Annotated in this window: 19 protein-coding genes, 1 tRNA gene and 2 pseudogenes; 11 read left to right on the top strand and 11 right to left on the bottom strand. The window is 71.8% G+C overall.

All coding sequences use genetic code 11. The features are described from left to right. Nucleotides 1-70: 70 nt before the first annotated feature. Nucleotides 71-703, bottom strand: coding sequence for a 5-formyltetrahydrofolate cyclo-ligase (locus ABD339_RS18495; protein ID WP_344567398.1), 633 nt, complete (start codon nucleotides 701-703; stop codon nucleotides 71-73). A gap of 90 nt (nucleotides 704-793) precedes the next feature. On the opposite strand from ABD339_RS18495, the gene galU reads away from it, so the two are divergent. From galU to ABD339_RS18460, 7 genes are all read left to right on the top strand, one after another. Next, the gene (gene galU, locus ABD339_RS18490) at nucleotides 794-1,696 is read left to right on the top strand and encodes a UTP--glucose-1-phosphate uridylyltransferase GalU (protein ID WP_344567396.1); all 903 of its coding nucleotides are present in this window, start codon (nucleotides 794-796) and stop codon (nucleotides 1,694-1,696) included. A 3-nt stretch (nucleotides 1,697-1,699) separates the two neighbouring features. Beyond that, on the top strand, nucleotides 1,700-3,046 hold the full coding sequence (gene glp / locus ABD339_RS18485; RefSeq protein WP_344567394.1) for a molybdotransferase-like divisome protein Glp: 1,347 nt from the start codon (nucleotides 1,700-1,702) through the stop codon (nucleotides 3,044-3,046). Between the two features lie 65 nt (nucleotides 3,047-3,111). Next, nucleotides 3,112-3,621 carry a cyclic pyranopterin monophosphate synthase MoaC gene (gene moaC / locus ABD339_RS18480; RefSeq protein ID WP_344567392.1) on the top strand — a complete coding sequence of 170 codons (510 nt, stop codon included), beginning with the start codon at nucleotides 3,112-3,114 and terminating at the stop codon, nucleotides 3,619-3,621. A 155-nt stretch (nucleotides 3,622-3,776) separates the two neighbouring features. Next, nucleotides 3,777-4,400: a MogA/MoaB family molybdenum cofactor biosynthesis protein gene (locus tag ABD339_RS18475; protein WP_344567491.1), complete on the top strand. Its 624-nt coding sequence runs from the start codon at nucleotides 3,777-3,779 to the stop codon at nucleotides 4,398-4,400. Continuing rightward, nucleotides 4,397-5,026, top strand: coding sequence for a GNAT family N-acetyltransferase (locus tag ABD339_RS18470; protein ID WP_344567489.1), 630 nt, complete (start codon nucleotides 4,397-4,399; stop codon nucleotides 5,024-5,026). Before ABD339_RS18475 ends, ABD339_RS18470 begins: the two co-directional genes overlap by 4 nt. Before the next feature lie 166 nt (nucleotides 5,027-5,192). Further along, nucleotides 5,193-6,905 (top strand): collagen-like domain-containing protein, encoded by a 1,713-nt coding sequence (locus tag ABD339_RS18465; protein WP_425576022.1) that lies wholly within the window; start codon nucleotides 5,193-5,195, stop codon nucleotides 6,903-6,905. Nucleotides 6,906-6,978: 73 nt separating this feature from the next. After that, nucleotides 6,979-7,052: transfer RNA gene (locus tag ABD339_RS18460), tRNA-Ala, on the top strand. Between the two features lie 721 nt (nucleotides 7,053-7,773). On the opposite strand, the pseudogene ABD339_RS18450 reads toward ABD339_RS18460, so the two are convergent. Further along, nucleotides 7,774-8,300: pseudogene (locus ABD339_RS18450) on the bottom strand (DapH/DapD/GlmU-related protein). A gap of 114 nt (nucleotides 8,301-8,414) precedes the next feature. On the opposite strand from ABD339_RS18450, the gene ABD339_RS18445 reads away from it, so the two are divergent. After that, nucleotides 8,415-9,344: a LysR family transcriptional regulator gene (locus ABD339_RS18445; RefSeq protein ID WP_344567390.1), complete on the top strand. Its 930-nt coding sequence runs from the start codon at nucleotides 8,415-8,417 to the stop codon at nucleotides 9,342-9,344. Nucleotides 9,345-9,424: 80 nt separating this feature from the next. Here ABD339_RS18445 and ABD339_RS33855 read toward each other — a convergent pair. The 3 genes and pseudogenes from ABD339_RS33855 to ABD339_RS18420 all read right to left on the bottom strand — a co-directional run bounded on the left by ABD339_RS33855 (nucleotide 9,425) and on the right by ABD339_RS18420 (nucleotide 12,692). Further along, nucleotides 9,425-10,302 (bottom strand): annotated as a pseudogene (locus tag ABD339_RS33855) (sigma factor). Nucleotides 10,303-10,392: 90 nt separating this feature from the next. Further along, entirely contained in the window at nucleotides 10,393-11,364 is a 972-nt protein-coding gene (locus tag ABD339_RS18425) for a class I SAM-dependent methyltransferase (protein ID WP_344567382.1), read from the bottom strand. 518 nt (nucleotides 11,365-11,882) lie between these two features. After that, nucleotides 11,883-12,692, bottom strand: coding sequence for a DUF2637 domain-containing protein (locus ABD339_RS18420; RefSeq protein ID WP_344567380.1), 810 nt, complete (start codon nucleotides 12,690-12,692; stop codon nucleotides 11,883-11,885). Between the two features lie 655 nt (nucleotides 12,693-13,347). Here ABD339_RS18420 and ABD339_RS18415 point away from each other — a divergent pair. Both ABD339_RS18415 and ABD339_RS18410 read left to right on the top strand, forming a co-directional pair. Continuing rightward, entirely contained in the window at nucleotides 13,348-14,553 is a 1,206-nt protein-coding gene (locus tag ABD339_RS18415) for a macrolide family glycosyltransferase (protein WP_344567378.1), read from the top strand. A gap of 128 nt (nucleotides 14,554-14,681) precedes the next feature. Then, complete coding sequence (locus ABD339_RS18410) at nucleotides 14,682-15,566, top strand: putative RNA methyltransferase (RefSeq protein ID WP_344567376.1); 885 nt, start codon at nucleotides 14,682-14,684, stop codon at nucleotides 15,564-15,566. Between the two features lie 68 nt (nucleotides 15,567-15,634). Here ABD339_RS18410 and ABD339_RS18405 read toward each other — a convergent pair whose 3' ends face one another. The 5 genes from ABD339_RS18405 to ABD339_RS18385 all read right to left on the bottom strand — a co-directional run bounded on the left by ABD339_RS18405 (nucleotide 15,635) and on the right by ABD339_RS18385 (nucleotide 19,795). Further along, complete coding sequence (locus ABD339_RS18405; RefSeq protein ID WP_344567374.1) at nucleotides 15,635-16,183, bottom strand: hypothetical protein; 549 nt, start codon at nucleotides 16,181-16,183, stop codon at nucleotides 15,635-15,637. 315 nt (nucleotides 16,184-16,498) lie between these two features. Continuing rightward, complete coding sequence (locus ABD339_RS18400; RefSeq protein WP_344567372.1) at nucleotides 16,499-17,170, bottom strand: response regulator; 672 nt, start codon at nucleotides 17,168-17,170, stop codon at nucleotides 16,499-16,501. Continuing rightward, a complete protein-coding gene (locus ABD339_RS18395) occupies nucleotides 17,149-18,597 on the bottom strand; it encodes a sensor histidine kinase (RefSeq protein ID WP_344567370.1) in 1,449 nt (482 codons plus the stop codon). Before ABD339_RS18395 ends, ABD339_RS18400 begins: the two co-directional genes overlap by 22 nt. Before the next feature lie 277 nt (nucleotides 18,598-18,874). Further along, nucleotides 18,875-19,195 carry a DMT family transporter gene (locus ABD339_RS18390; protein WP_344567369.1) on the bottom strand — a complete coding sequence of 107 codons (321 nt, stop codon included), beginning with the start codon at nucleotides 19,193-19,195 and terminating at the stop codon, nucleotides 18,875-18,877. A gap of 81 nt (nucleotides 19,196-19,276) precedes the next feature. Then, entirely contained in the window at nucleotides 19,277-19,795 is a 519-nt protein-coding gene (locus ABD339_RS18385; RefSeq protein ID WP_344567367.1) for a DUF1269 domain-containing protein, read from the bottom strand. Nucleotides 19,796-19,913: 118 nt separating this feature from the next. Between ABD339_RS18385 and ABD339_RS18380 the strand changes: the two genes are divergently transcribed. Then, nucleotides 19,914-20,744: an acyltransferase domain-containing protein gene (locus ABD339_RS18380; RefSeq protein WP_344567365.1), complete on the top strand. Its 831-nt coding sequence runs from the start codon at nucleotides 19,914-19,916 to the stop codon at nucleotides 20,742-20,744. Here ABD339_RS18380 and ABD339_RS18375 read toward each other — a convergent pair. Beyond that, nucleotides 20,723-21,208, bottom strand: a complete 486-nt coding sequence (locus ABD339_RS18375) for a GNAT family N-acetyltransferase (protein WP_344567363.1) — start codon at nucleotides 21,206-21,208, stop codon at nucleotides 20,723-20,725. The genes ABD339_RS18380 and ABD339_RS18375 overlap by 22 nt on opposite strands. Between the last annotated feature and the right edge of the window lie 12 nt (nucleotides 21,209-21,220).

Here is a 21,220-nt window from a genome sequence, read left to right as displayed (position 1 = left end):
GCGGCCTCCGAGGGCCGCCCCGGCGGAGTCGGAGAGGTCTTCCCGGCGGAGCCCGGTCGGACCCCCGCCCTCAGGCCGGGCCGCCCCCGAGCCGGTGTACGTCTCCGAAGCGGTGTACGCCGCGCGGGGTCACCGCCAGTCCGACGGGACGGTCGTGCTCCTCCTCGGGCACGTGGGCGAGGAGTTCGCCCTCGTAGAGCAGCACCGCTCGCACCGGCCCGGCCCCGGAAGCCGTCAGGCGGGCGAGGACGCGGTCGTAGCATCCGGCGCCACGCCCCAGCCGCAGCCCGCGCCGATCGGCCGCCAGGCCGGGCAGCAGCACCGCGTCCACCCCGGTCACGGCATCCGGGCCGAGCCTTGCCCCGGACGGCTCCAGCAGCCCGCGCCCGGCCCGTACGAGCGCCCCGGCGCCCTCGAACAGCGCCCAGTCCAGGTCGTTGTCCGGAAGGAGCACCGGCAGCAGCACGCGCACCCCCCGCTCGCGCAGCGCCTCGAGGAGGGGCCCGGTGCCGGGTTCCGTCCCGACCGACACATAGGCGGCGACCGAGGCGGCGCCGGCCAGCTCCGGCAGTTCCAGCACCTGCCGCGCGAGTGCCCGCGCCGACTCCGCTACGTCATCCGCGCTCAACGCGGCCCTCACCGCGAGGACACCGCGCCGCAACTCCCGCTTACTACGCTGCTCCGAGGAGGCCGACTGGCTCATCTGGTGCTAAACCCCTCCCTCGTCCGCATATGGCAACAAACTGTGCGGACGCTTATCTTCTGCTTCAAGTCAGCGGTTATCGTGCGGGACATGACTACTACCCGTACACGGATCACCAAGGCTGTCATCCCGGCGGCGGGCCTGGGCACCCGCTTTCTCCCCGCCACCAAGGCCACGCCGAAAGAGATGCTTCCGGTCGTCGACAAGCCCGCGATCCAGTATGTGGTGGAAGAGGCGGTGACCGCCGGGCTCTCCGACGTCCTGATGGTCACCGGCCGCAACAAGCGCCCCCTTGAGGACCACTTCGACCGCAACTACGAGCTGGAGCAGGTGCTCCGCGACAAGGGCGACGCCGCCAAGCTCGCCCGGGTCCAGGAATCCAGCGACCTCGCCACCATGCACTACGTGCGCCAGGGAGACCCGCGCGGCCTCGGGCACGCCGTCTTGTGCGCGGCGCCGCACGTGGGCGACCAGCCGTTCGCGGTACTGCTCGGAGACGACCTCATCGACCCCCGCGACCCGCTCCTCACCAAGATGATCGAGGTCCAGGAGGAGCACGGCGGCAGTGTGATCGCGCTCATGGAGGTCGAGCCCGAGAGCATCCACCTCTACGGCGCCGCGGCGGCCCGCCCCACGGCGGACCAGGACGTCGTCCGCGTCTCCGACCTGGTGGAGAAGCCCTCGGCGGAGGAGGCCCCCAGCAACCTGGCGATCATCGGCCGCTACGTGCTCGACCCCGGAGTCTTCGAGGTCCTGCGCAAGACCCGGCCGGGGCGCGGCGGCGAGATCCAGCTCACCGACGCCCTCCAGTCCCTCGCCTCGGACACGTCGCTCGGCGGGCCCGTCCACGGCGTGGTCTTCCGCGGCCGTCGCTACGACACCGGTGACCGGGGCGACTATCTGCGTGCCATCGTCAGGCTCGCGTGCGAACGTGAGGACCTTGGCCCGGACTTCCGGGACTGGCTGCGCAGTTATGTCACCGAGGAGATGTAAGTCTTGAGCAAGACCTGGTCGGTCGATGAGCATCTGGAGGACATCCTCCGCAGCATCCGGCCCCTGGACCCCATCGAGTTGAAGCTCCTCGACGCGCAAGGCTGCGTCCTGGTCGAGGATGTCATCGTTCCGGCGGCCCTCCCGCCCTTCGACAACAGTTCCATGGACGGCTACGCCGTGCGTATCGCGGATGTCCAGGGCGCCAGCGAGGACTTCCCCGCCGTGCTCACCGTCATCGGCGACATCGCGGCGGGCAGTGCGGACCTGCCGGAGGTCGCCCCCGGTCAGGCGGCGCGCATCATGACCGGCGCGCCCCTGCCCCCGGGGGCCGAGGCCGTCGTCCCCGTCGAGTGGACCGACGGCGGCACCGGAGAGGGCCCGGCCGACGCCATGCGCTCGCGCAGCGCCGCACCGGAGGATGCGTCGGGCCACGTCAGGGTGCACCGCCCGGTCACCCCGCGCCAGCATGTGCGCGCCAAGGGAAGCGACGTGAAGGCCGGCACGGTCGCACTCACCGCCGGCACGGTCCTCGGCCCCCCGCAGGTCGGCCTGCTGGCTTCCATCGGACGCGGTGCTGTCAAGGTCAGGCCGCGCCCCAGAGTGGTCGTCCTGTCCACCGGGAGCGAACTCGTGCCCCCGGGCGAGCCGTTGGGCCCCGGCCAGATCCACGACTCCAACAGCTTCGTGCTGACCTCGGCCGCCCAGGACGCGGGCGCCATCGCCTACCGCGTCGGTGCGGTGGCCGACGACGCCGAGACCCTGCGCTCCACCTTGGAGGACCAACTCATCCGGGCCGACCTGGTGGTCACCAGCGGAGGCGTCAGCGTCGGCGCCTACGACGTCGTCAAGGAGGCGCTCTCGCGCGTCGGCACCCTCGGCGGCGGCGAGGACGAGGAGGACCGGGACGGCGCGAGCGACGACGTCGAGTTCCGGCGCCTGGCCATGCAGCCCGGCAAGCCCCAGGGTTTCGGCCTGATCGGCCCCGACCGCACGCCGATCCTCACCCTTCCCGGCAATCCGGTGAGCGCCTACGTTTCCTTCGAACTGTTCGTACGGCCAGCGCTGCGCACCCTCATGGGGTATGAGCCCGTCCGGCGCCGCAGTGTCAGCGCCCGTCTGGAGACCGGGTCCGGGGCCGCGCTGACCTCCCCCGAGGGGAAGCGGCAGTTCCTGCGCGGCGTCTACACCCCGCCCCAGGACGACGGCGAGACGGGCACGGTACGGCCCGTCGGGGGCGCGAGTTCCCACCTGATCGCCGCCCTGGCCCAGGCCAACGCGCTGATCGACCTGCCGGAGAAGGCGACCGAGGTGGTATCCGGTGCGGAAGTGACGGTCATCCCCCTCGACTGAGGCAACGGGCCCGGCTCTTGCCTCTGCCGGTACCGTGTCCGGCACAGCACCGGACCGGGAGAACGATGAGCAGCCCCCAGCAGCAGCACCTCACCCACGTCGACGCGTCCGGGGCTGCCCGGATGGTCGATGTTTCCGCCAAGGACGTGACGGCGAGGACAGCTCGGGCCACAGGACGCGTGCTGGTCTCGCCCCGCGTCGTCGAACTGCTCAGGGGCGAGGGAATGCCCAAGGGGGACGCGCTCGCCACCGCCCGGATCGCAGGGATCATGGGAGCCAAGAGGACCCCCGAACTGATCCCCCTGTGCCACCCCCTCGCGGTATCCGGTGCGAAGGTCGATCTCGCGGTCGCCGACGACGCCGTGGAGATCACCGCCCAGGTGAAGACCACCGACCGTACCGGCGTGGAAATGGAAGCCCTCACGGCGGTTACGGTCGCCGCTTTGACGGTCATCGACATGGTGAAGGCCGTCGACAAGTCGGCGGCCATCACCGATGTGCGGGTGGAGGAGAAGACCGGCGGGAAATCGGGAGACTGGAGCCGGGGGCTCCCGGCGGACGAGGAGGACAGGTGAGCGGCCCCGACCAGCACCAGCCCGGCCCTGCCGGCCCCGCCGGAGATGACGGCCACACCGGCCCCGACGGCCCTGACGGCCACGGCCGGCCGCAGGCCGGGCCCGGAACCCGGCCCCAGGGGAAGTGCCGGCCCGCGACCGCCACGTACCGCGCCCTGGCCGTCACGGCCTCCAACCGCGCCGCCGCCGGTGTCTACGCGGACAAGGGCGGCCCGCTCCTGGTGGAGAGCCTGACAGCGCTGGGCTTCAGCACGGAGGGCCCCACCGTCGTACCGGATGGTGAGCCGGTCCGGAAGGTGCTCCAGCAGGCGGTCGCGGAAGGGTATGACGTCATCCTCACCACGGGCGGCACCGGAATCTCCCCCACCGACCGCACCCCCGAGATGACCCGCGCCGTCCTGGACTACGAGATCCCCGGCATCCCCGAGGCCATCCGGGCAGAGGGGCTCACCAAGGTGCCCACGGCCGTCCTCTCCCGCGGCACCGCGGGCGTGGCGGATGGCACCCTCATCGTCAACCTTCCCGGCTCCACAGGCGGCGTCCGCGACGGACTCGCGGTCCTGACCCGCCTGTTGAGGCACGCCGTCGATCAGATCCACGGCGGCGACCATCTGGCGGAGACCGGCCTGGCGACCGATCCGGGGCATCAGGTGGAGCCGGAGCCGGCATCCGGGCCCGGGCATCCGGTGGGCCCGGGACAGGAACTCGGGACCGGGCGTCCGGCCGAACCGGGCGTTCCCCAAGAGCCCGGCGAACCCAGAGGGGACGACCCCCGCTGAACGCTCCGTGGCCTGCTGAGCTGGCGGACGGCCCCACGGTCCTCCGTCCTATAAAGCTGCGCGACCAGCGCGCCTGGCGCGACGTCAACCAGCGCAACCGCGACTGGCTGCGTCCCTGGGAGGCCACGATCCCGCCGGCCCCGCCCGGCCAGCTGCCCCCGCGGCGCCCCACCTACCGTCAGATGGTCCGTCACCTGCGTGGCGAGGCACAGGCCGGCCGGATGCTGCCGTTCGTCGTCGAGTACGAGGGGCGGCTGGCGGGCCAGTTGACGGTCGCCGGGATCACGTGGGGCTCGATGTGTTCGGGCCACATCGGATACTGGGTCGATCAGGCCGTCGCCGGACGCGGCGTCATGCCGACGGCCGTCGCCCTCGCCGTGGACCACTGTTTCCGTTCCGTGGGTCTGCACCGGATCGAGATCTGTATCCGGCCGGAGAACGTTCCCAGCCGCCGGGTCGTGGAGAAACTCGGCTTCCGGGAAGAGGGCACCCGCCCGCGCTATCTCCACATCGACGGGGCCTGGCGCGACCATCTGGTCTTCGCTCTCACCGCGGAGGAAGTACCGGAAGGGCTCCTCACGCGCTGGCACCGGACGAGCCCCGGACGCTCAACCGAAATAAAATAAACGTTCGATATCGAGCACCGAATGGTCTCTCTCCGGCCATTAACCGGCCACATTTCGCGTTGTGTAGTGCAGCAATCACAAAAAAAGTTGGAGAGATCAGCCAGATCGTGCGACACGCCGCCGCATTTGGCAGATGGGCTCATGCAATCCCCTCTACCGTGTGAGGGTGAGCAGCAGTGGCCTCATCTACGCAGTCATCGTCGGGGCCTGGGCCGCCTACTTGGTGCCGATGTGGCTTCGCCGCCAGGACGAGTTGAACGAAGCCCGTCCGACGGAACGCTTCAGCACCGCCATCCGGCTGCTGTCCGGCAAAGCCGGAATGGAGCGCCGGTACGCGAAGGACGCGGAGCGACGCGAGGCGCGCGAAGCGCGTGAGACGGACGACCCGTCCGTGCCGGAAGCGCGCGGCGGCGCCGCGTCCGCACGAAGCGGCCCGGCCCAGTCCGAGGGCTACGACGATGACGCGCACCGGAGAGAACCGGACGCCGCCGAGGAGGCAGTGGACGTCCGGGGATTCGCCGACCCCAAGACCAAGGTCAGCGCGCTCGGCTCCGAGATGCCGACCGAGGTACGCGCATACCGCCCCGCCGAACGCCACGGCCGCACCGCCGGGCCCGAGGCCGACGACCTGCGCGGGCAGCGGCGCCAGGAGACACGCGAATCCGAAGACGCCCACGACGGGCGCCGCGCGGGGCCCCGGCGCGCCGTACGGGGCCGGCAGGGACAGCCGGGCCCGCACGGCCCCCTTGGCGAGCACGGACCAGCCGTCGGCCGCGGGGCCGGGCGGGCAGCGGCGGACGGAGCGCAGGAACCGCCCGGGTCACACGGGCCGCAGGGGCCCTATGGGGAGCCCGGCGCCGGGCACGAGCGGCTCGCTCGCGAGCAGGCGGCCCCCGGCGCGGCCGGCGAGACAGCGCCCTCCGGAGCCGAGGCGCGCGCCACCGCGCTGGACGCCCAGCGAGCCAAACAGGCCAAACAGGCTAAGCGCGCCAGACTGCTGGCCCGGCGGCGCCGTACGACCATGCTGCTCTTCCTGGGCTTCACCGCGGGCGCCGTCGTCGCCGCCATCGGCGGGCTTGCGCTCCTGTGGGCACCCGCCGTACCTGCCGTACTGCTCAGCGCGTACATCGCCCATCTGCGAGCCCAGGAACGCCGCCGCTTCGCCTCCGCCATGGACCGTCAGCGCGCCGAGGCCGCAGCCCGCGTTCTGCGCGAGCACGGACCGCGCGGCGGCGGGTCACCCGGCAGCGGATCACCCGGCCCTTCCTCCGGCCCGCGCCAGGCCGCGCACCACGAAGCGGAGACCGGCCATGAATCCGGTCCGGGCAGAGGCGGACGCGTCACACGGACGGGCCGGAGCACGTCGCGGGACGCCCGCGCGGGATTCGACGCACCGGATGAAGCACAGAACGCGTCCGGAGACCCGCACGGAGACCCGTATGGGGAGCTTCGTCATGAAGCCGCTCCGGATGAAGAGCTGCAAGAGGGCCGGGCCCGCACCCGGGCCGAGGAGCAGGAGGCCGCCGAGCGGCGCGCGCTCGTCGAGCAGACCGATCACGCGGAGTGGGTCGACCAGCAGCGTGCGCGGGACCGTGAGAGCGCGGAGGGTGAAGGCTGGGAGCCCGTTCCCGTCCCCCTGCCGACCTATGTGAGCGCGCCAGTCGCACCCCGCACCACCCGCGGCGTCGATCTGGAGGCCCCGGACACCTGGAGCTCGGCCCGCTCCAGCACGGCCCCCGCCGCGGAGCAGGCGCCCGCCCCCTCCGACCGGCCCGAATCCGAGGACTCCCCCCGCCCCCGCCGCCCCCGGGACCGGAACCGCACCCCCCTCTTCGACCAGTACGAGCAAGAGGAGCGCCCCCGCGCCGCCAACGAGTGATCGGCCCTGTGACCAGCACAGGAACGGATTTCCTCCCGGCCCGACGAGGATGCTAAGGTTTCTCACGTCGCAAGGGCCTGTGGCGCAGTCCGGTAGCGCATCTCGTTCGCAACGAGAGGGTCAGGGGTTCAAATCCCCTCAGGTCCACAGACGTCAGAGCCCCTGTCGGAGTCATCCGGCAGGGGCTCTTTCGCGTCGTACAGCAGCGAAGTACAGCAACTATGGCGACTGTCCTTGATCGTCAGTGGGTCCGCCGGGGTGCTTGCCGAGCTTCCGCAGCGCCTTGCGCGTTTCCTCGGACGGTACGTGCGTATAGACCTCCATCGTGATCGCGATCTTGCCGTGTCGGGGGATCTGCATCGCGATGCGCGGGTGGACGTCGAGTGCGGCGAGGAGCGATCCGCAGGTGCTCGACAGGTGTCCCGCAGTGAGTGGTGAACACCGAGTCGGATGCGGTCCACTGCTCGCCCGACGCGTGCCCCGCAGGCCGGTGAGCCTCGGCCAGCAGCGGGTTTCAGGAGGGACTCAAGGACTCTTTCCTGCATTCGTTGCCGCGCGGGCGAGCAAGACGCCGAGCGCGCGATCCCAGGTCCCACCGACAGCCCGGCGGCGGTGGCGGGCCCACACGGTCTTCCAGGGTCCGAACCCGGCGGGGAGGTCCCGCTCGCCGAGGAATACCGGTGCGGTACTGGTGGACGACCGCCTCCACGATGCGGCGGTGTTCGGCCCACCGCCTGCCGCGACGACCGGTGCTGGAGGGTGCAGAGGCCGAAGGCGTTCCCCCTGCCGGTCGGTCAGCCGGGCATGACGAGGCATCAGGATCAGACCGCAGAGGTGCCGCGCACCCGGGCCGGCAGCCCGGCCGGGCTCAGTCGATCTTCTTGATCACACGGGCGGGCACTCCCGCGACCACGGTGCCAGCAGGAACATGACGAGTGACCACAGCGCCGGCGGCGACCACCGCACCGGCACCGATGGTCACCCCTGCGTGATCACGGCAGCCGTCCCGATCCAGACGTTGTCCTCAAGGACGATCGGGGCGAAGGAGAGATACTCGCGGCGCTCCGCCAGTGGCAGTGGATGGCCTCCGGTGATGAGGCTCACCTTCGGGGCGATCATGACGCCGTTTCCGATGTGAATGCCTCCCTTGTCCATGAAGGTGCATCCCTGGTTGACGAAGACGTTCTCCCCGAACGTCGTGTTCAGCCCGTACTCGGTGAAGAACGGCGGGTAGATCATCACTGATTCCGGCAGCGGGCCACCGAATACAACAGAAAGTAGTTCCGCGCGAGCTTCGCTGTCGCTGAACGGAAGCACGTTCAGTCGGGACGTCGCATCGGTCACCTCCACGATCCGCTCCGCGTGACGCGCGAACTCAGGCGTCTCGACATACATGACCTGCTCTGTGCGGGTGGACATGCGCTGATCCCATCACTGCGCAGAACACCCGATCAAACAACCCCGTACTGCAGAAGGAACAACTGGTGGTTGTGAAAGTAGGGTGCGCACGTGGATGTTGAAGCGCTGCGGACGTTCCTGGCCGTCACCGAGACCGGCCAGTTCCAGGCTGCAGCCGACGAGCTGGGGATCAGCCAGCAGGCGGTCTCCAAGCGGATCGCGGCCCTGGAGAGACACGTCGAAGCCACGCTCCTGGTACGGACCTTCCGAGGCTCCCGGCTGAGCGTGGACGGCCAGGTCTTCTTGCCGCACGCCAAGAAGGTCCTGGCGGCCATCGAGCAGGCCGAGCATGCCGTGCGCCCCGGAAGCCGTCCCCTGCGCGTCGATGTCCTCAATCGGCGCATCTCCCCGGCCCAGGCCGTCTACCGGTTCTACCGCTCCCACCCCGGGACGGACCTGGACGCGGTCACGCTGAGCAAGGAGAACGCCGCCCAGGCCGCCCAGGCGGTGCTCGAAGGGACCGTCGACGCGTCCTTCCGTGCCCTGCCGGCGGATCAGGTCCCGGCCGGGGTCAGCGCCGAACGACTACTGGACGCGCCCCTGGAGCTCCTGGTCGGACCCGGCCACGCGTTGGCTGACGCGCCCTGGATCAGTCCTTCGGACCTGGCCGGCCACCGCATCTGGATCCCCGGGATCAGGGAGGGCACCGAGTGGGCCGCGTTCTACCAGGCGCTGACCGACGCCTTCGGGCTGAGCATCGACGCGCTCGGCCCCAACTTCGGTGACGAGGCCCTGATGGACGCGCTGGCCGACTCGGCCTCGCTGGCCACCCTCGTCGGCAGCGGGGACCGGTACCTGTGGCCCCAGAACCACGACCTACGGCGCATCCCGTTGCACGACCCGACTCCGGTCTACCCGCACGTGCTGCTGTTCCGCAGCGGAGACCAGCACCCCGTGCTGACCGCGCTACGCGACCATCTGCGCACCGCGGGCCCGCGAATCCCGCACGACGTGTGGGCGCCGGACTGGGCGGGCTTCTGAGCGGGGTGGATGTGGGGGTGGCTGCCGGGCGGGTCTGTCGCTGTTGACCGGGTGGCGGTCCCGGGGCGCGTGGTCGGATCTCACGCGTCGAGGACCGCCAGGTCCAGGGTGGCGAGGCGGGCGGGGGCGATGATGTCGGTTTCGGTGATCCTGTCGTCCACGCGGGTGAAGGCGAGCAGCGGGAACAGGTGTCCGCGCGGGGCCATGACGGGGCCGACCGTGCCGTTCACCAGGGCGGGCGGGTGAAGCGGTCGCGTGCCGAGGCGGCGTGCGCGCCCTTGGCCACAGCGCGGGCGCCGCGCACCACGACGAGGGTGGGGGTGGGCCCGGCCTCGCGGTCGGCCTTGAGGACCACATCGGGGGTGGAGCAGCGAGACCAGCGCGTCGAAGTCCCCGCCGCGTGAGGCGAGGAGGGCGTCGATGACCCGGCGCTGACGGCTCAGACCGGCCTCGGATGCCGGAGTGGCTGCCCCGACGCGGCGGCGGGCGCGGCTGGCGAGCGGCGGGCGGCGGCGGGGGTGCGGTCGAGCATGGGGCCTGTCTCGTCGAAGGGCACGGCGAACATGTCATGCAGGACGAAGGCGAGCCGTTCGGCAGGCGCAAGGGTGTCGAGTACCACCAGCAGGGCGAGTCCGGCCGAATCGGCGAGCAGCGCTTCCTGCTCGGGACCGGCGCTGTTCTCGATGGCCGGTTCCGCCGGGCCGGTTGCCCTCGCCCCGAGGGGTCCTCGCGGCGGGAGGCGCGGTCGCGCAGCAGGTTGAAGCTGACCCGTGCCACGACGGGCGTCAGCTATCCGGAGAGGTTCTCGACGCGGTCGGCGCCGGTGCGGTTCAGGCGCAGCCAGTTCCTGAACCGCGTCCTCCGGCTCGCTCATGGAGCCGAGCATCCGGCAGGCCACCGCGCGCAGGTGCGTCCGGTGCTCCTCGAACCGCTCTGTCAGCCAGGTGTTCTCATCCATCGGCCGCATCCCTCCGTCGCGGGGCTCAGGGAAGGAGACTGCTGGGAACGTGCCGAGGTGACCGGTAGGGACCCCGTAACAGGTGAGTCTCTAGCGGCGGGCGGGTGGCCGGGGTGCGCAGGCGCGGGCCGTGTGGACGGTGATGGCGGTGCGGTAGAACGCGTCGGGGCGCCAGATGATGCCGGTGCAGGCATCTCCGTCCACGAGCCGGTCCAAGGTGGCGCGGTCCTCCTCGTCCAGCAGGCCGCCCACCTGTGCGCGCCGGTGGACCAGCCAGGTATGCAGGTATTCGTGGGCGGCCATGGACAGGGGAGCCGGATGGTCGATCAGAAAGGTGCGGGTGCCGGTGGGGACGAGGCCGGCTCCGGCCAGCATGGCGGGCCAGTCCTCGATGGCTCTGGTGGCGTCCGGCAGCGCGGCACGCATGGCCTGGAAGGCGTCCTCTGCCGCGGTGTCCAGGCGGGCCTGGAGACCGGGGCGGCCCAGACCGATGTCGCGAGGGAGGAAGCGGGGAGTCAGCCCGCGCTCTGCCACGGCGAGTACGCCACCGGGCCGCAGGCAGGCCGCCAGCGCGCTCAACGCGCCTTGCTGATCGCCGAGATGGTGCACGGTGTTCCCGGCCCAGATCAGCTCGGCGCGGCCCAGTGCGGGGAAATCCCGTGGCAGGCGGACCTGTTGGGTGGATATCCGGCTGTGCAGCCCTTGGCCGGCCGCGCGGGCCCGCGTGTCCTCGAGCAGCTTCGCATCCTGGTCCACGGCGACGACTTCCGCGCCGGGGAACCGGCGGGCGAGCAGGCAGCTGGTCGCTCCTGGCCCGCTGCCGATGTCGAGTATCCGGTTGACGAGTTCGCGGCCGGGAGGGCTGTCGGCCACCGGCGCCGATCCGGCGGATCCGGAGGACGGGGCGGACGTGGTGGCTCCGGCGGGTTCCAGCAAGGTGTGCAGCCAGTCGGCCGCCTGTTCCAGAGCGGGGGAGTGGAGTTCGGCTTCACGTTCGAGCTGAGTGCTCAGCATGGCCTTGTCGTGGTCTTCAGGGGTCTTCTCGGGGCCGCGCGGATGCATATCTCCTCCAGACGTGCGAACGGGCGGACGGATACGGTCAGTTCGGGCACGGTGGGCCTGCTCCTGGGCGAGCGCACACACGGGGGGAGCGACGGCGCGGCACCGGGCACACCAAGGCGCCGGGAACCGGGGGCCGGAGCCGGGTTCCAGAGCCGAGTACCAGGGGCCGGGTCGGCTCGCTGCGTCGTCAATTCCGGCCGCCGGGTGACCTGTTCGTTTTCATCGCGGTTGTCGAATGGCTCGTGCTTTCCGGCCACGGCCACCGGATGCCTTGGCGGAAGTGCCCCTTCCGGGGCCGGACTGTTGGGGCTGTCCGGCCCTTCGGGCGCGTTGGGTTCGATGGCCGCGGACTTCGCGCGGTTCCATGTGCCGCTCATGGCGCGATCACCTCCGTGCCCGAGGTTGGGCCGGGGTGACCGTGTTTGGCAATCTTTATTGCTGTTTTGGAAAAACGGGGCTTCAGGGGGCAGCTCGACCCCGTCTCCGCCGGGCGCCCCTGCGACGGCGCCCGGCGGGTCTCAGCGGACCGGGCGGTGGCGGTGGGTGCCCCGGGCGGGGCGTGCGTGGCGGGAGGCCGTCGGTCCGGCGGCTGTCAGGTCGAGCTGGCGGACGAGCTGGTGGAAGCAGAGCAGCGCGGTCACCGGGGGCAGGCCGGCCACGGCGACGCCGGCCGGGGTGGCGGGAGCGGCGGCGACGCACAGCAGCGAGGCCACGGCGGCGAAGAACAGGACGACCAGCCAGGAGTGCACGCTGCGGCGCCGGTAGGCGCGGGTGCGCAGGATCGAGAGTGTGGCGGCGAGCCAGGGTGCGTAGATCAGCAGCGGCCAGGCGTGCGCGACTCCCGGTGGCGCGGTGTCCCTGGCGAGGTCGTAGAGCGGCGGGTAGGAAGCCTGGGCGCCCAGCAGGCTGACCAGTACGACGATCAGGGCTGTCAGCGTCACCGAGAAGGCACTCAGGGCGCGCCGCCAGGACAGGTCCGGATTCTGCTTGATCCGCTCCAGCGGGCGGTCCTTGCGGTGGCGCGCGCCGGCCAGACCGCCCCGGGAGTCGCTGTAGAGAGGCTGCTCGACCGTGTCGAGGAAGTAGGCGATCTCGGCCTCCAGGTCGGCGTGTTCGCCTTCCGGGAGCCGTTCCGGGTGATCGTTGGTGAGGCCGGTGAACCGGGGGTCGGGAACTTCGGTGAGCCCCGAGATGTCGTCGGGAGCGGTCAGCCCGTGGGCGGTCGAGGGGGAGTCCAAGGCCGGTTCGAACGAGGTCCTCGGGCCGGGCACACCGGGGTCGGGGTCTCTGGGCACGTAGGCGGTGTACGTGTGAGGAGGCTCGGTCAAGGCTGAACTCTCTTCTCTGAGTGCAGGTTCAGACGACTTGTGTCGAGACCGGTCCCACTTGCGCACGGCCTTCTGTTCAAGGGCCGGTGACCCATAAACATGTGTTGTCCACGACGAGATCAGCGCTAGGGGGAAATTGTTGAGGATGACCGTCTCGGCCACAAACGGTCAACGAATACCCCAGCTAGCGGAAACCCCTGTTCGCAGTACTCAGACTTATGAGCATGCGGTTTTCAGGATGGTGCTGATCCTTTCCGAATGATGGTCGTAGCGGTGCCGCCGGGTGCGCTCGGGGCCCCGGGCGCGCTGGGCCTCGGATACGGGGTGTGCCGCCCTGTGCGCGACATGCGGGCCGGGCGGCCGGGGTGTGGGCGCGGCCCGCACGCTCGGGCCGCAGCACGTGCCCGGGGCGGCACCGAAGCCCGGGTGGGGGCCTGTGCAGCCCGGCCGTAAATGCGCGGGCGGTTGCCGTGACCGGTCGGATAAGCTGCGGACATGCGTTACCTCCAGATCTACGGCTGACACCGAGGCGGGGCGATCGCCCCGTACCGCTTCCCGCGCACCGGATGCCTGAAGACGTGGCATTCCGGTCCGCCGCGTGTGTCTTCGTCCGCGTGTCCTCTTCCGCCCGTAGCTCTGAATCGAGTGATCACTCATGTCCAGTACCTCCCGCCCGTCGCGTCGGCGCGCCCATATCGCGATGATCGGTATCCCCGCCGTCAGCCATGTCCTGCCCAGCCTGGAAATCGTCCGGGAACTGGTGGCGCGGGGCCACCGGGTGACCTACGCCAACGACCCCGCCGTCGCCGGACTCGTCGAATCCTCCGGAGCGCACCTCGTGCCCTACAAGTCGGGCCTGCCCGTCGCGGACAACGACTGGCCCGAGGACCCGATCGCCGCGATGGACGTCTTCCTGGAGGACGCCGTCGCCGTGCTGCCCCAACTGCGCGCCGCCTACCGCGAGGACCGGCCCGACCTGTATCTGTACGACATCGGCGCGATGGCGGCCCGCGCGCTGGCCGAGCAGCAGGGCCGGCCTGTGATGCAGCTCTCGCCCACCTACGTGTCGTGGGAGGGCTACCAGGAAGAGGTGGGGGCGCAGCTGTGGGGGCTGCCGGGGGCGGACGCCTTCCGGGCCAAATTCGCCTCCTGGCTGGCCTCCTGCGGGGCGACCACGACCGATGTGGACGCGTACATGGGGCTCCCGCCGCGCGCGCTCGCGATGATCCCGCGCGCCATGCAGCCGCACGCCGAGCGCGTGGACACCGGCCGGGTCACCTTCGTCGGCTCGTGCTTCGGCGAGCCGGGCCACCGGGGCACCTGGGAGCGCCCGGCGGGCGCCGGACGCGTACTACTCGTCTCGCTCGGCTCCGCCTACACCAGGCAGAGCGCGTTCTACCGCAGCTGCGTCGCCGCCTTCGGCGGGCTGCCCGGCTGGCATGTCGTCCTCCAGATCGGCAAGTACACCGACCCCGCGGAACTGGGGGAGATCCCGGACAACGTGGAAGTGCGCTCCTGGGTGCCGCAGTTGGCGATCCTCGAACAGGCCGACGCCTTCGTCACCCATGCCGGAATGGGCGGGAGCGCCGAGGGGCTGTTCACGGGCACGCCGATGATCGCCGTGCCGCAGGGAGCCGAACAGTTCGGCAACGCGGATGTCCTGGCCCGTCTCGGCGTCGCCCGGCGCATCGACACCGGGGAAGCCACCCCCGAGCGGCTGCGCGAGGCACTGCTGGCGCTCACCAGCGACCCGGAGGTGGCGCGCCGCTGCGCGCGGCTGAAGGCCGAGTCCCGTTCGGAGGGCGGCACTTCGCGGGCGGCCGATCTGGTCGAGGAGTTCGGAGGGTTCGCCGCAGCCTGATCCGCCCCCGACGGCGCGGGGGTGAGCACTCCGCGCCGTCGGGCCTCCCGGTGTCGGGCGGGCACCGGATGCCGCCCTCGGCGGTGGGCGTCGAGTGTCCGTGGGCGCGGGTACTGTGCGGAATCACCATGTCCGAACCGCACCCGCTGCGCCGCGAACCGTGGCCCACCCTGTTGACCGTCATCCGGTGCCCGCTGTGTCAGGAGCGGCTCGAACCGGATGAACGCTCGCTCCGCTGCCCGCGCCGCCACACCTTCGACGTCGCCAAGCACGGCTACGTGAGTCTGCTGAGCGGAGGGCGGCGCGGGGGGAGCGCGGATACCGCCGGGATGGTCCAGGCCCGCGGCGGCTTCCTGGATGCCGGACACTACGCGCCGCTGGCGCGCACGCTGGCCCGGACCGTCGCCGCGCTCGGGCCGGAGGACGGCACCCTCCTGGACGCCGGAGCCGGCACCGGCTACTACCTCGCCGCCGCGCTGGAAGCGCTGCCGGGGGCGACGGGGCTCGGACTGGATGCCTCGCCGTACGCGCTGCGCCGGGCCGCGCGGGCGCACCCGCGGGCGGGGGCGGCCAGTTGGGACGTGTGGAAGCCCTTTCCGGTCCGGGACGGCGGCATCGACACCGTGCTGAATGTCTTCGCGCCGCGCAATGGAGCCGAGTTCCACCGGGTCCTGCGGGCCGGTGGCGCCCTTGTCGTCGTCACGCCCACGGGCGCACACCTGCGCGAGCTGCGGCGGGGGGTGGGGCTGCTGGAGGTCGATCCCGACAAGGAGGAGCGTTTGGAGCGCACCTTGGCCGCGTATTTCGAGCGGGAGCGGTCCGAGACCCTGGAATACACCGTCGAGCTGTCCGGGCGCGACGTGGCGAACCTGGCCGCCATGGGCCCCGCCGCGCGGCACGTCCGCCCGGAGGAGCTGAGCGAGCGGGTGGCCGCGCTGGGGGGCCCGGTGGGCGTCACGGCCTCCTTCGTCGTCTCCGTCTACCGGAGGGCCGCTGCCACCGGGCCGCGGTGAGCGAGGCGGGCCGCGTGGTGCGGCTCAGGCGCGTGCGGGGTGTCCTGGACGAACGGGCCCGGACGGGTTCAGCAGCCGCCGCAGTTGTAGTAGGTCACATCCCAGTGGTTGCCCTCGCGGTAGTAGATGTTGCCGGAGGCGGACTTCCACTTGGAGCCGCCGATGGAGGCGAACGTTCCGGTGATGTAGCCGTCCAGGCAGCTGGAGAGGGACATGTCCAGCTTGTAGCCGTTCCAGTGGCTGTACGTACCGGAGGCGTGGCCGGTCTCCGTGCCGCCCGTGAGGCGGACGGCGCAGCCCGAGGCGTTCTTCAGGGTCACGGCACCGTCGGCCGTCGCGGAGTTGAGCTGGTCGAAGGAGGTGCAGCTGGGGTTGTTGCGGTCCGAACAGCCCCCGCTGGACGTCCAGGTGATGCCGGCGGCCCGGAACTTGGCCGTCGCCTGTGCGTGGGTGAGTTTCGCGAGGATCCGGTGGCCGCTTCCGGCCTCCGGTGCGGCACTGACCGGAGGGGACGCGGAATTCACCGGTGCGGCCTGCGCCGGCGTCCCGGCCAGCGCGAGGCCGACGGCGGCCACGGTGCCGAGCAGGGCGGTGCACACACGTCGGACGGGTCTCATGGATCTCCTTGGTGTCGGCTTCGGCGGTGGACTCCGGGGCGGGCGAGCCGGCTCCGGGGGCGGGCGGGGGCGTTGCCGGAGGGGCAGGGGTGTTGCCGGACTGGTGGACCGGATACCGCTCGGAAAGCAGCGGGACCGGCTGGGCCGTGTGGCGCGTGGGCGTCAACGTAGCGGGGTGACAGGGGTGTGTAAACAACGGGCAAAGGTGGTCCGACCATTGGCGGCTCCCGGCCCGGAAAACCCCTGACGGAGACGGGTATCGTGGCGCCGGCCCGGCCCCTGGCCGGCCGGACGCCCGTGAGCCCGCCGAGGGGCTCAGCCGCCGGGCTTCACCAAGTGCCGCTCGTACGCGAAGACAGCGGCCTGGGTGCGGTCGCGCAGGCCCAGCTTCACCAGGATGCGGCCCACGTGCGTCTTGACCGTCGATTCGGCGACCACCAGCCGTTCGGCGATCTCCTGGTTGGACAGGCCCTGGGCGACCAGCACCAGCACCTCCGTCTCCCGCTCGGTGAGGTCGTCGATGCGCTCGGCGGTGGGGCGCGGGGCGCCGAGCTTGGAGAACTCCGAGATGAGCCGCTTGGTGACCGTCGGCGCGAGCAGAGCCTCCCCGGCCGCCACTATCCGGACGCCCTCCGCCAGTTGGCCGACGGAGGCGTCCTTGAGCAGGAAGCCGCTCGCTCCAGCGCGCAGGGCCTGATAAACGTACTCGTCCAGGTCGAAGGTGGTCAGGACCAGCACCTTGGTCCCCGTATCGCGGGCGACGATCTCCCGAGTGGCCTCCAGGCCGTTCATGCCGGGCATCCGGATGTCCATCAAGACGACGTCAGGGCTGAGCGCGGCGACCTTCTCCACCGCCTCCTGGCCGCTGTCGGCCTCCCCGACGACCTCGATGTCCGGCATCGCCCCCAGCAGCACCGAGAAGCCCTCCCGGACCAACTCCTGGTCATCGACGAGCACTACGCGAATCACGCCGCTCCCTCTCCCCATGCCGCGTTCCCCTCGCCCTGTGTCGTCTTCCCGCCGCCCAGCGCGGCGCTCCCGCCCTCTCGCTCCCTCGTCCCGCCAAGTGCGGGGGACGGGGCATCCGGTGCGGCGGGCAGGAAGGCGGCCACCTCGAAGCCACCGTCCTCCGTCGCCCCGGCCGTCATCTCCCCGCCCAGCAGCTGCACCCGCTCCCGCATCCCCAGCAGGCCGTGCCCCGAGCCGGGAGACGGTGCGACCGGGCGCCGCGGCCCGTCGTTGACGACGCGCAGCCCCAGACCGCCCAGGACGTACGACAGCTCGACGCGGGCCCTGGCCCCCGGAGAGTGCCGCACCGCGTTGCTGAGCGCCTCCTGGACGAGCCGGTAGGCCGACAGCTCCACGCCCTGCGGGAACGTCCGGGGCGCACCTGTGATGACCGCCTCCGTCTCCAGGCCCGCCTCCCGCACACCCTCCAGGAGCGTACCGAGGTCGGACAGGGTGGGCTGCGGCGCCTCCGGGTCCCCGTGGAACCCCTCCGCCCCCTCGGCCCGTACCAGGCCCAGGATGCGGCGCAGTTCGGTCAGCGCGGCAACGGCGTTCTCCCGGATGGTGGTGAAGGCGCCCGCCAGCTCCGGCGGGGTGTCCTTGACACGGAAGGGGGCGGCCTCGGCCTGGATGGCGATGACGGACATGTGGTGCGCCACCACGTCGTGCAGCTCGCGGGCGATGACGGCGCGCTCCTCCAGCAGCGTGCGCCGGGCGCGCTCGTGGGCGGTGACGGTCTCCGTCTCCACCAGGTGCCGGCGCTCCTCGCGCCAGGCCCGCCCGGCGGCGGCTGCCACCAGGACGACGGCGGAGAAGAGCGTGAAGAACGACAGGCTGCCGACTGCGTGGGTGAGGGCCGAGAGAACGGCTATGGGGCCCACGGTCAGCAGCCACATCTCCGGCGCGGTGCGCGGGCGGGTCCGCAGCACCACCACCACCATCACGATCAGGTGGCACAACGGCCCCATGCCGCCCTCCCAGGGAGGGTCGCCTCCGATGAGCGAGGTGGCGACGAAGGCCACCAGCGAGATCCAGAACGCTCCCACCGGCCGGGAGAGGACCAGGACGAGCGGCACGGCCAGCAGCAGGCACATGCTCAGCAGGAACAGCGTCTCCTGCGGTCCGCCGCCGACCGCCCCGGGGGTCATCCCGAGGAACGCCAGGGCGGCGCCCGCGCCGAGCAGCCAGTGCGGAGTCCACCGGAGGCCCTGCCGGATACCGGACGGCAGGCGCCGCAGGACGCTGGAGGGGCCCGCTTCCGGCAGGGGCGGCAGCGGCCGGGCGGCGAACGCACCGGTGAACAGGTCCTGGCGGAGCCCCGACAGTGCGCCGGAGGCCCCCGCTCCGGTGTCCGGGACGGAGGCGGAGCTCCCGGTGGTGGAGGTCCCGGCGGTGGTCTGCGTCATGGGGCCAACGCTAGACAGGGAGGGCGGGCGCCGGCGTCCCCATCAGTAGGGATCCGGCGTTGTCCTCTGGTACGACGTGCGGGGCGCCCGGTTCACGTGGTGCCGGGCGCCCGGCCCAGGGCCTGGGGGTGCCGGACGGCGGGGACCGGCGCCGTGTGATGCGGTCAGGGGTGTCGCCGGGGGCGGCGGGGTCGCGCTCCCGTGCTCCGGGTTCGGGCGCGCGCTCCGGGCTCGGGCCGCGCTCCGGGCCGGGCGTGCGCTCCCGGCGCGCCGGGGCTCAGGGGATGAGCTTCAGTCCGACCACCCCGGCGACGATCAGCAGCAGACAGAGCAGGCGGGCCACCGTCGCGGGTTCACCGAGCGCCGCCATGCCGTACACGGCGGTGCCCACGGCGCCGATGCCGACCCAGACCGCGTAGGCGGTGCCGAGCGGGATGTGGCTGACCGCGTACGACAATCCGGCCATGCTGCACGCGAGGGCGGCCAGGAACAGCAGCGAGGGCCCCAGCCGGTGGAAGTTCCTCGACGCCTCCAGGGCCGTCGCCCACAGTGTCTCCAGGCATCCGGAGACGATCAGCACTCCCCAGGCCACAGCCATCGGCGCTCCCTCCATCCACGTCCCGGACCGGCCACGTCCCGGACCGCCCTGTCCGGGCGCCTCCCGGCTGACCGTCCCGGATCACTCCTCCGGCCGGGACGAGGGAGCATCCGGTGCCGAGAGCGCGTCCTCCAGGTCCTTGCGCACCTGGGCGGCGGCGTAGCGCCGGATGCCTGGCCCCAGCGCCTTGTCCGCCGGGCCGGGGGCGTCCTCGTCCACCTCGGCGACCAGGACCGTACTGCCCGGCGGGACCTCCGAGGTCAGCTCCTCCAGCGCGGCGTTGGTCTCCGTCACCCGGCGCAGGTCGTGGCCACCGCCGATCAGCCCTCCGGCGCCGAAACCGAGCATGGCCCCCACCGGCCCGCCCACCAGGCCCACCAGCGCGCCGACGAGCCCGCCGACGGCGAAGCCGGCGGAGCTGTTGGTGTGATCCACCTCGCCGGGGACAGCGACGTTCCCCTCCGCGTCACGGCCGATCACCCGGGCCTCGCGCAGCGTGAGCTGCCCCTCGGTGTGGGCGCCGGCCAAATCGTCCAGCGCCCTGAGCGCCGCCTCGGTGCCACGGTCGGTGAAATCCGCGAACAAGATGTTTTCCGTCATACGCCCACCATCGGGGCTCCCGGAGCGCGCGGCATCCGCGGTGGCGGTGCGCCAGGAGGCTCCGCCGCGGGATGGACGCCACTGGCGCGGGCCCGGCCCGGCGGGTGAGGGTAGCCCCATGAGCGTCGCGTTCCTCTTCCCCGGCCTGGGCTCGCAGCGGCCTGGCATGCTGCACAGGCTGCCCGACACCACGGCCTCGGCGACCGTACTCGCCGAGGCCGAGTGGAGCCACCCGGGAGGGGTCGCCGAACTGGATACCGCCCAGGCGCTGGAGGAGTCGGAGGTGGCCCGGCACGTATGCCTGCTGATCGCCGGAGTGGCGGGCGCTGCCGCGCTCATGGAGGACGAGGAGATCACCCCGGCGCTCGTCGCGGGCCACGGGCTCGGAGGCTTCGCGGCGGCCGTCGTCACCGGGCTGCTCACCTTCGGCGAGGCGCTGCGTGCCGTACGGCTGCGGGGCGAACTGCTGGAGCGCGCGGCGGAGACCGAGCACGACATCGGTATCCGGATGGCGCAGCATCTGGCCACGATCAAGCGCCGCTCGTACACGCTGCCGTATGTGACGAGCACGGAGGGGCGCTGCCTGCGCGGCGCCACGAACGCGGTCTTCGACGATCTGGCCAGGTCGGTGGCGCTGCCGGTGCGCTGGAAAGAGATGACGATGACGCTGGCAGACGCCGGGGCGGACTGCCTGGTGGAGTTGCCGCCCGGGCAGGTGCTGACCCGGCGGCTGGCCGAGGAACTGCCCGGAGTGCGGGCCGTCTCCGTCGAGGAGCGGGGGATCGCCGACGCGGCCGATTTCGTGCGCGGGCCGGTGCCTGTGTCCGTGCCCGGACCTGGGCAGGCAGCTGTGCCCGAACCGGGGCAGGTGCCTGAGCGGGACGGCGAGCGGGGGGATGGCGAGTGGGGTGACGGCGAACGAGGCGGTCAGCGCAGCCGTTTGACGTAACAGCGGCTCTCGTTCATGAAGCGGTAGTGACCGAACTTGGCCTCGGCGGGCTCGTAGCCGGACGAGGTGTAGAGCGCGATGGCCTCCGGCTGTTCGATGCCGGTTTCCAGCACCATCCGGACGCGGCCCGCGAGGCGCGCGTCATCTTCCAGCATCGCGAGTATCCGGCGGGCCAGTCCCTGTCCGCGGGCCTCGCGGACGACGAACATGCGCTTCAGCTCCGCGTCGCCGTCCGCGTAGTTCTCCTCGCCGGCGTCCATGGAACGCCAGCCGCCCGTGGCGAGGGGCCGCCCTTCGTCGTCGCGGGCGAGCAGGTAGAGACCGCGCGGCGGCTGGAACATCGCGGCATCCAGTGGCGTCGCGTCCCCCTCCGGGTCGCCGTAACGCTCGGTGTACTCCTGGAGCACGGTGTCGTTGAGCTTCCGGGCGTCGGGGTGGTCGAAATGTATGGGAACGATCTCCATCCCGGCATCGTA

Origin of the sequence: Streptomyces axinellae (assembly GCF_039532135.1) — a bacterium.
GTDB lineage: Bacteria > Actinomycetota > Actinomycetes > Streptomycetales > Streptomycetaceae > Streptomyces > Streptomyces axinellae.
This window is presented reverse-complemented; position numbering and strand designations above follow the sequence as displayed.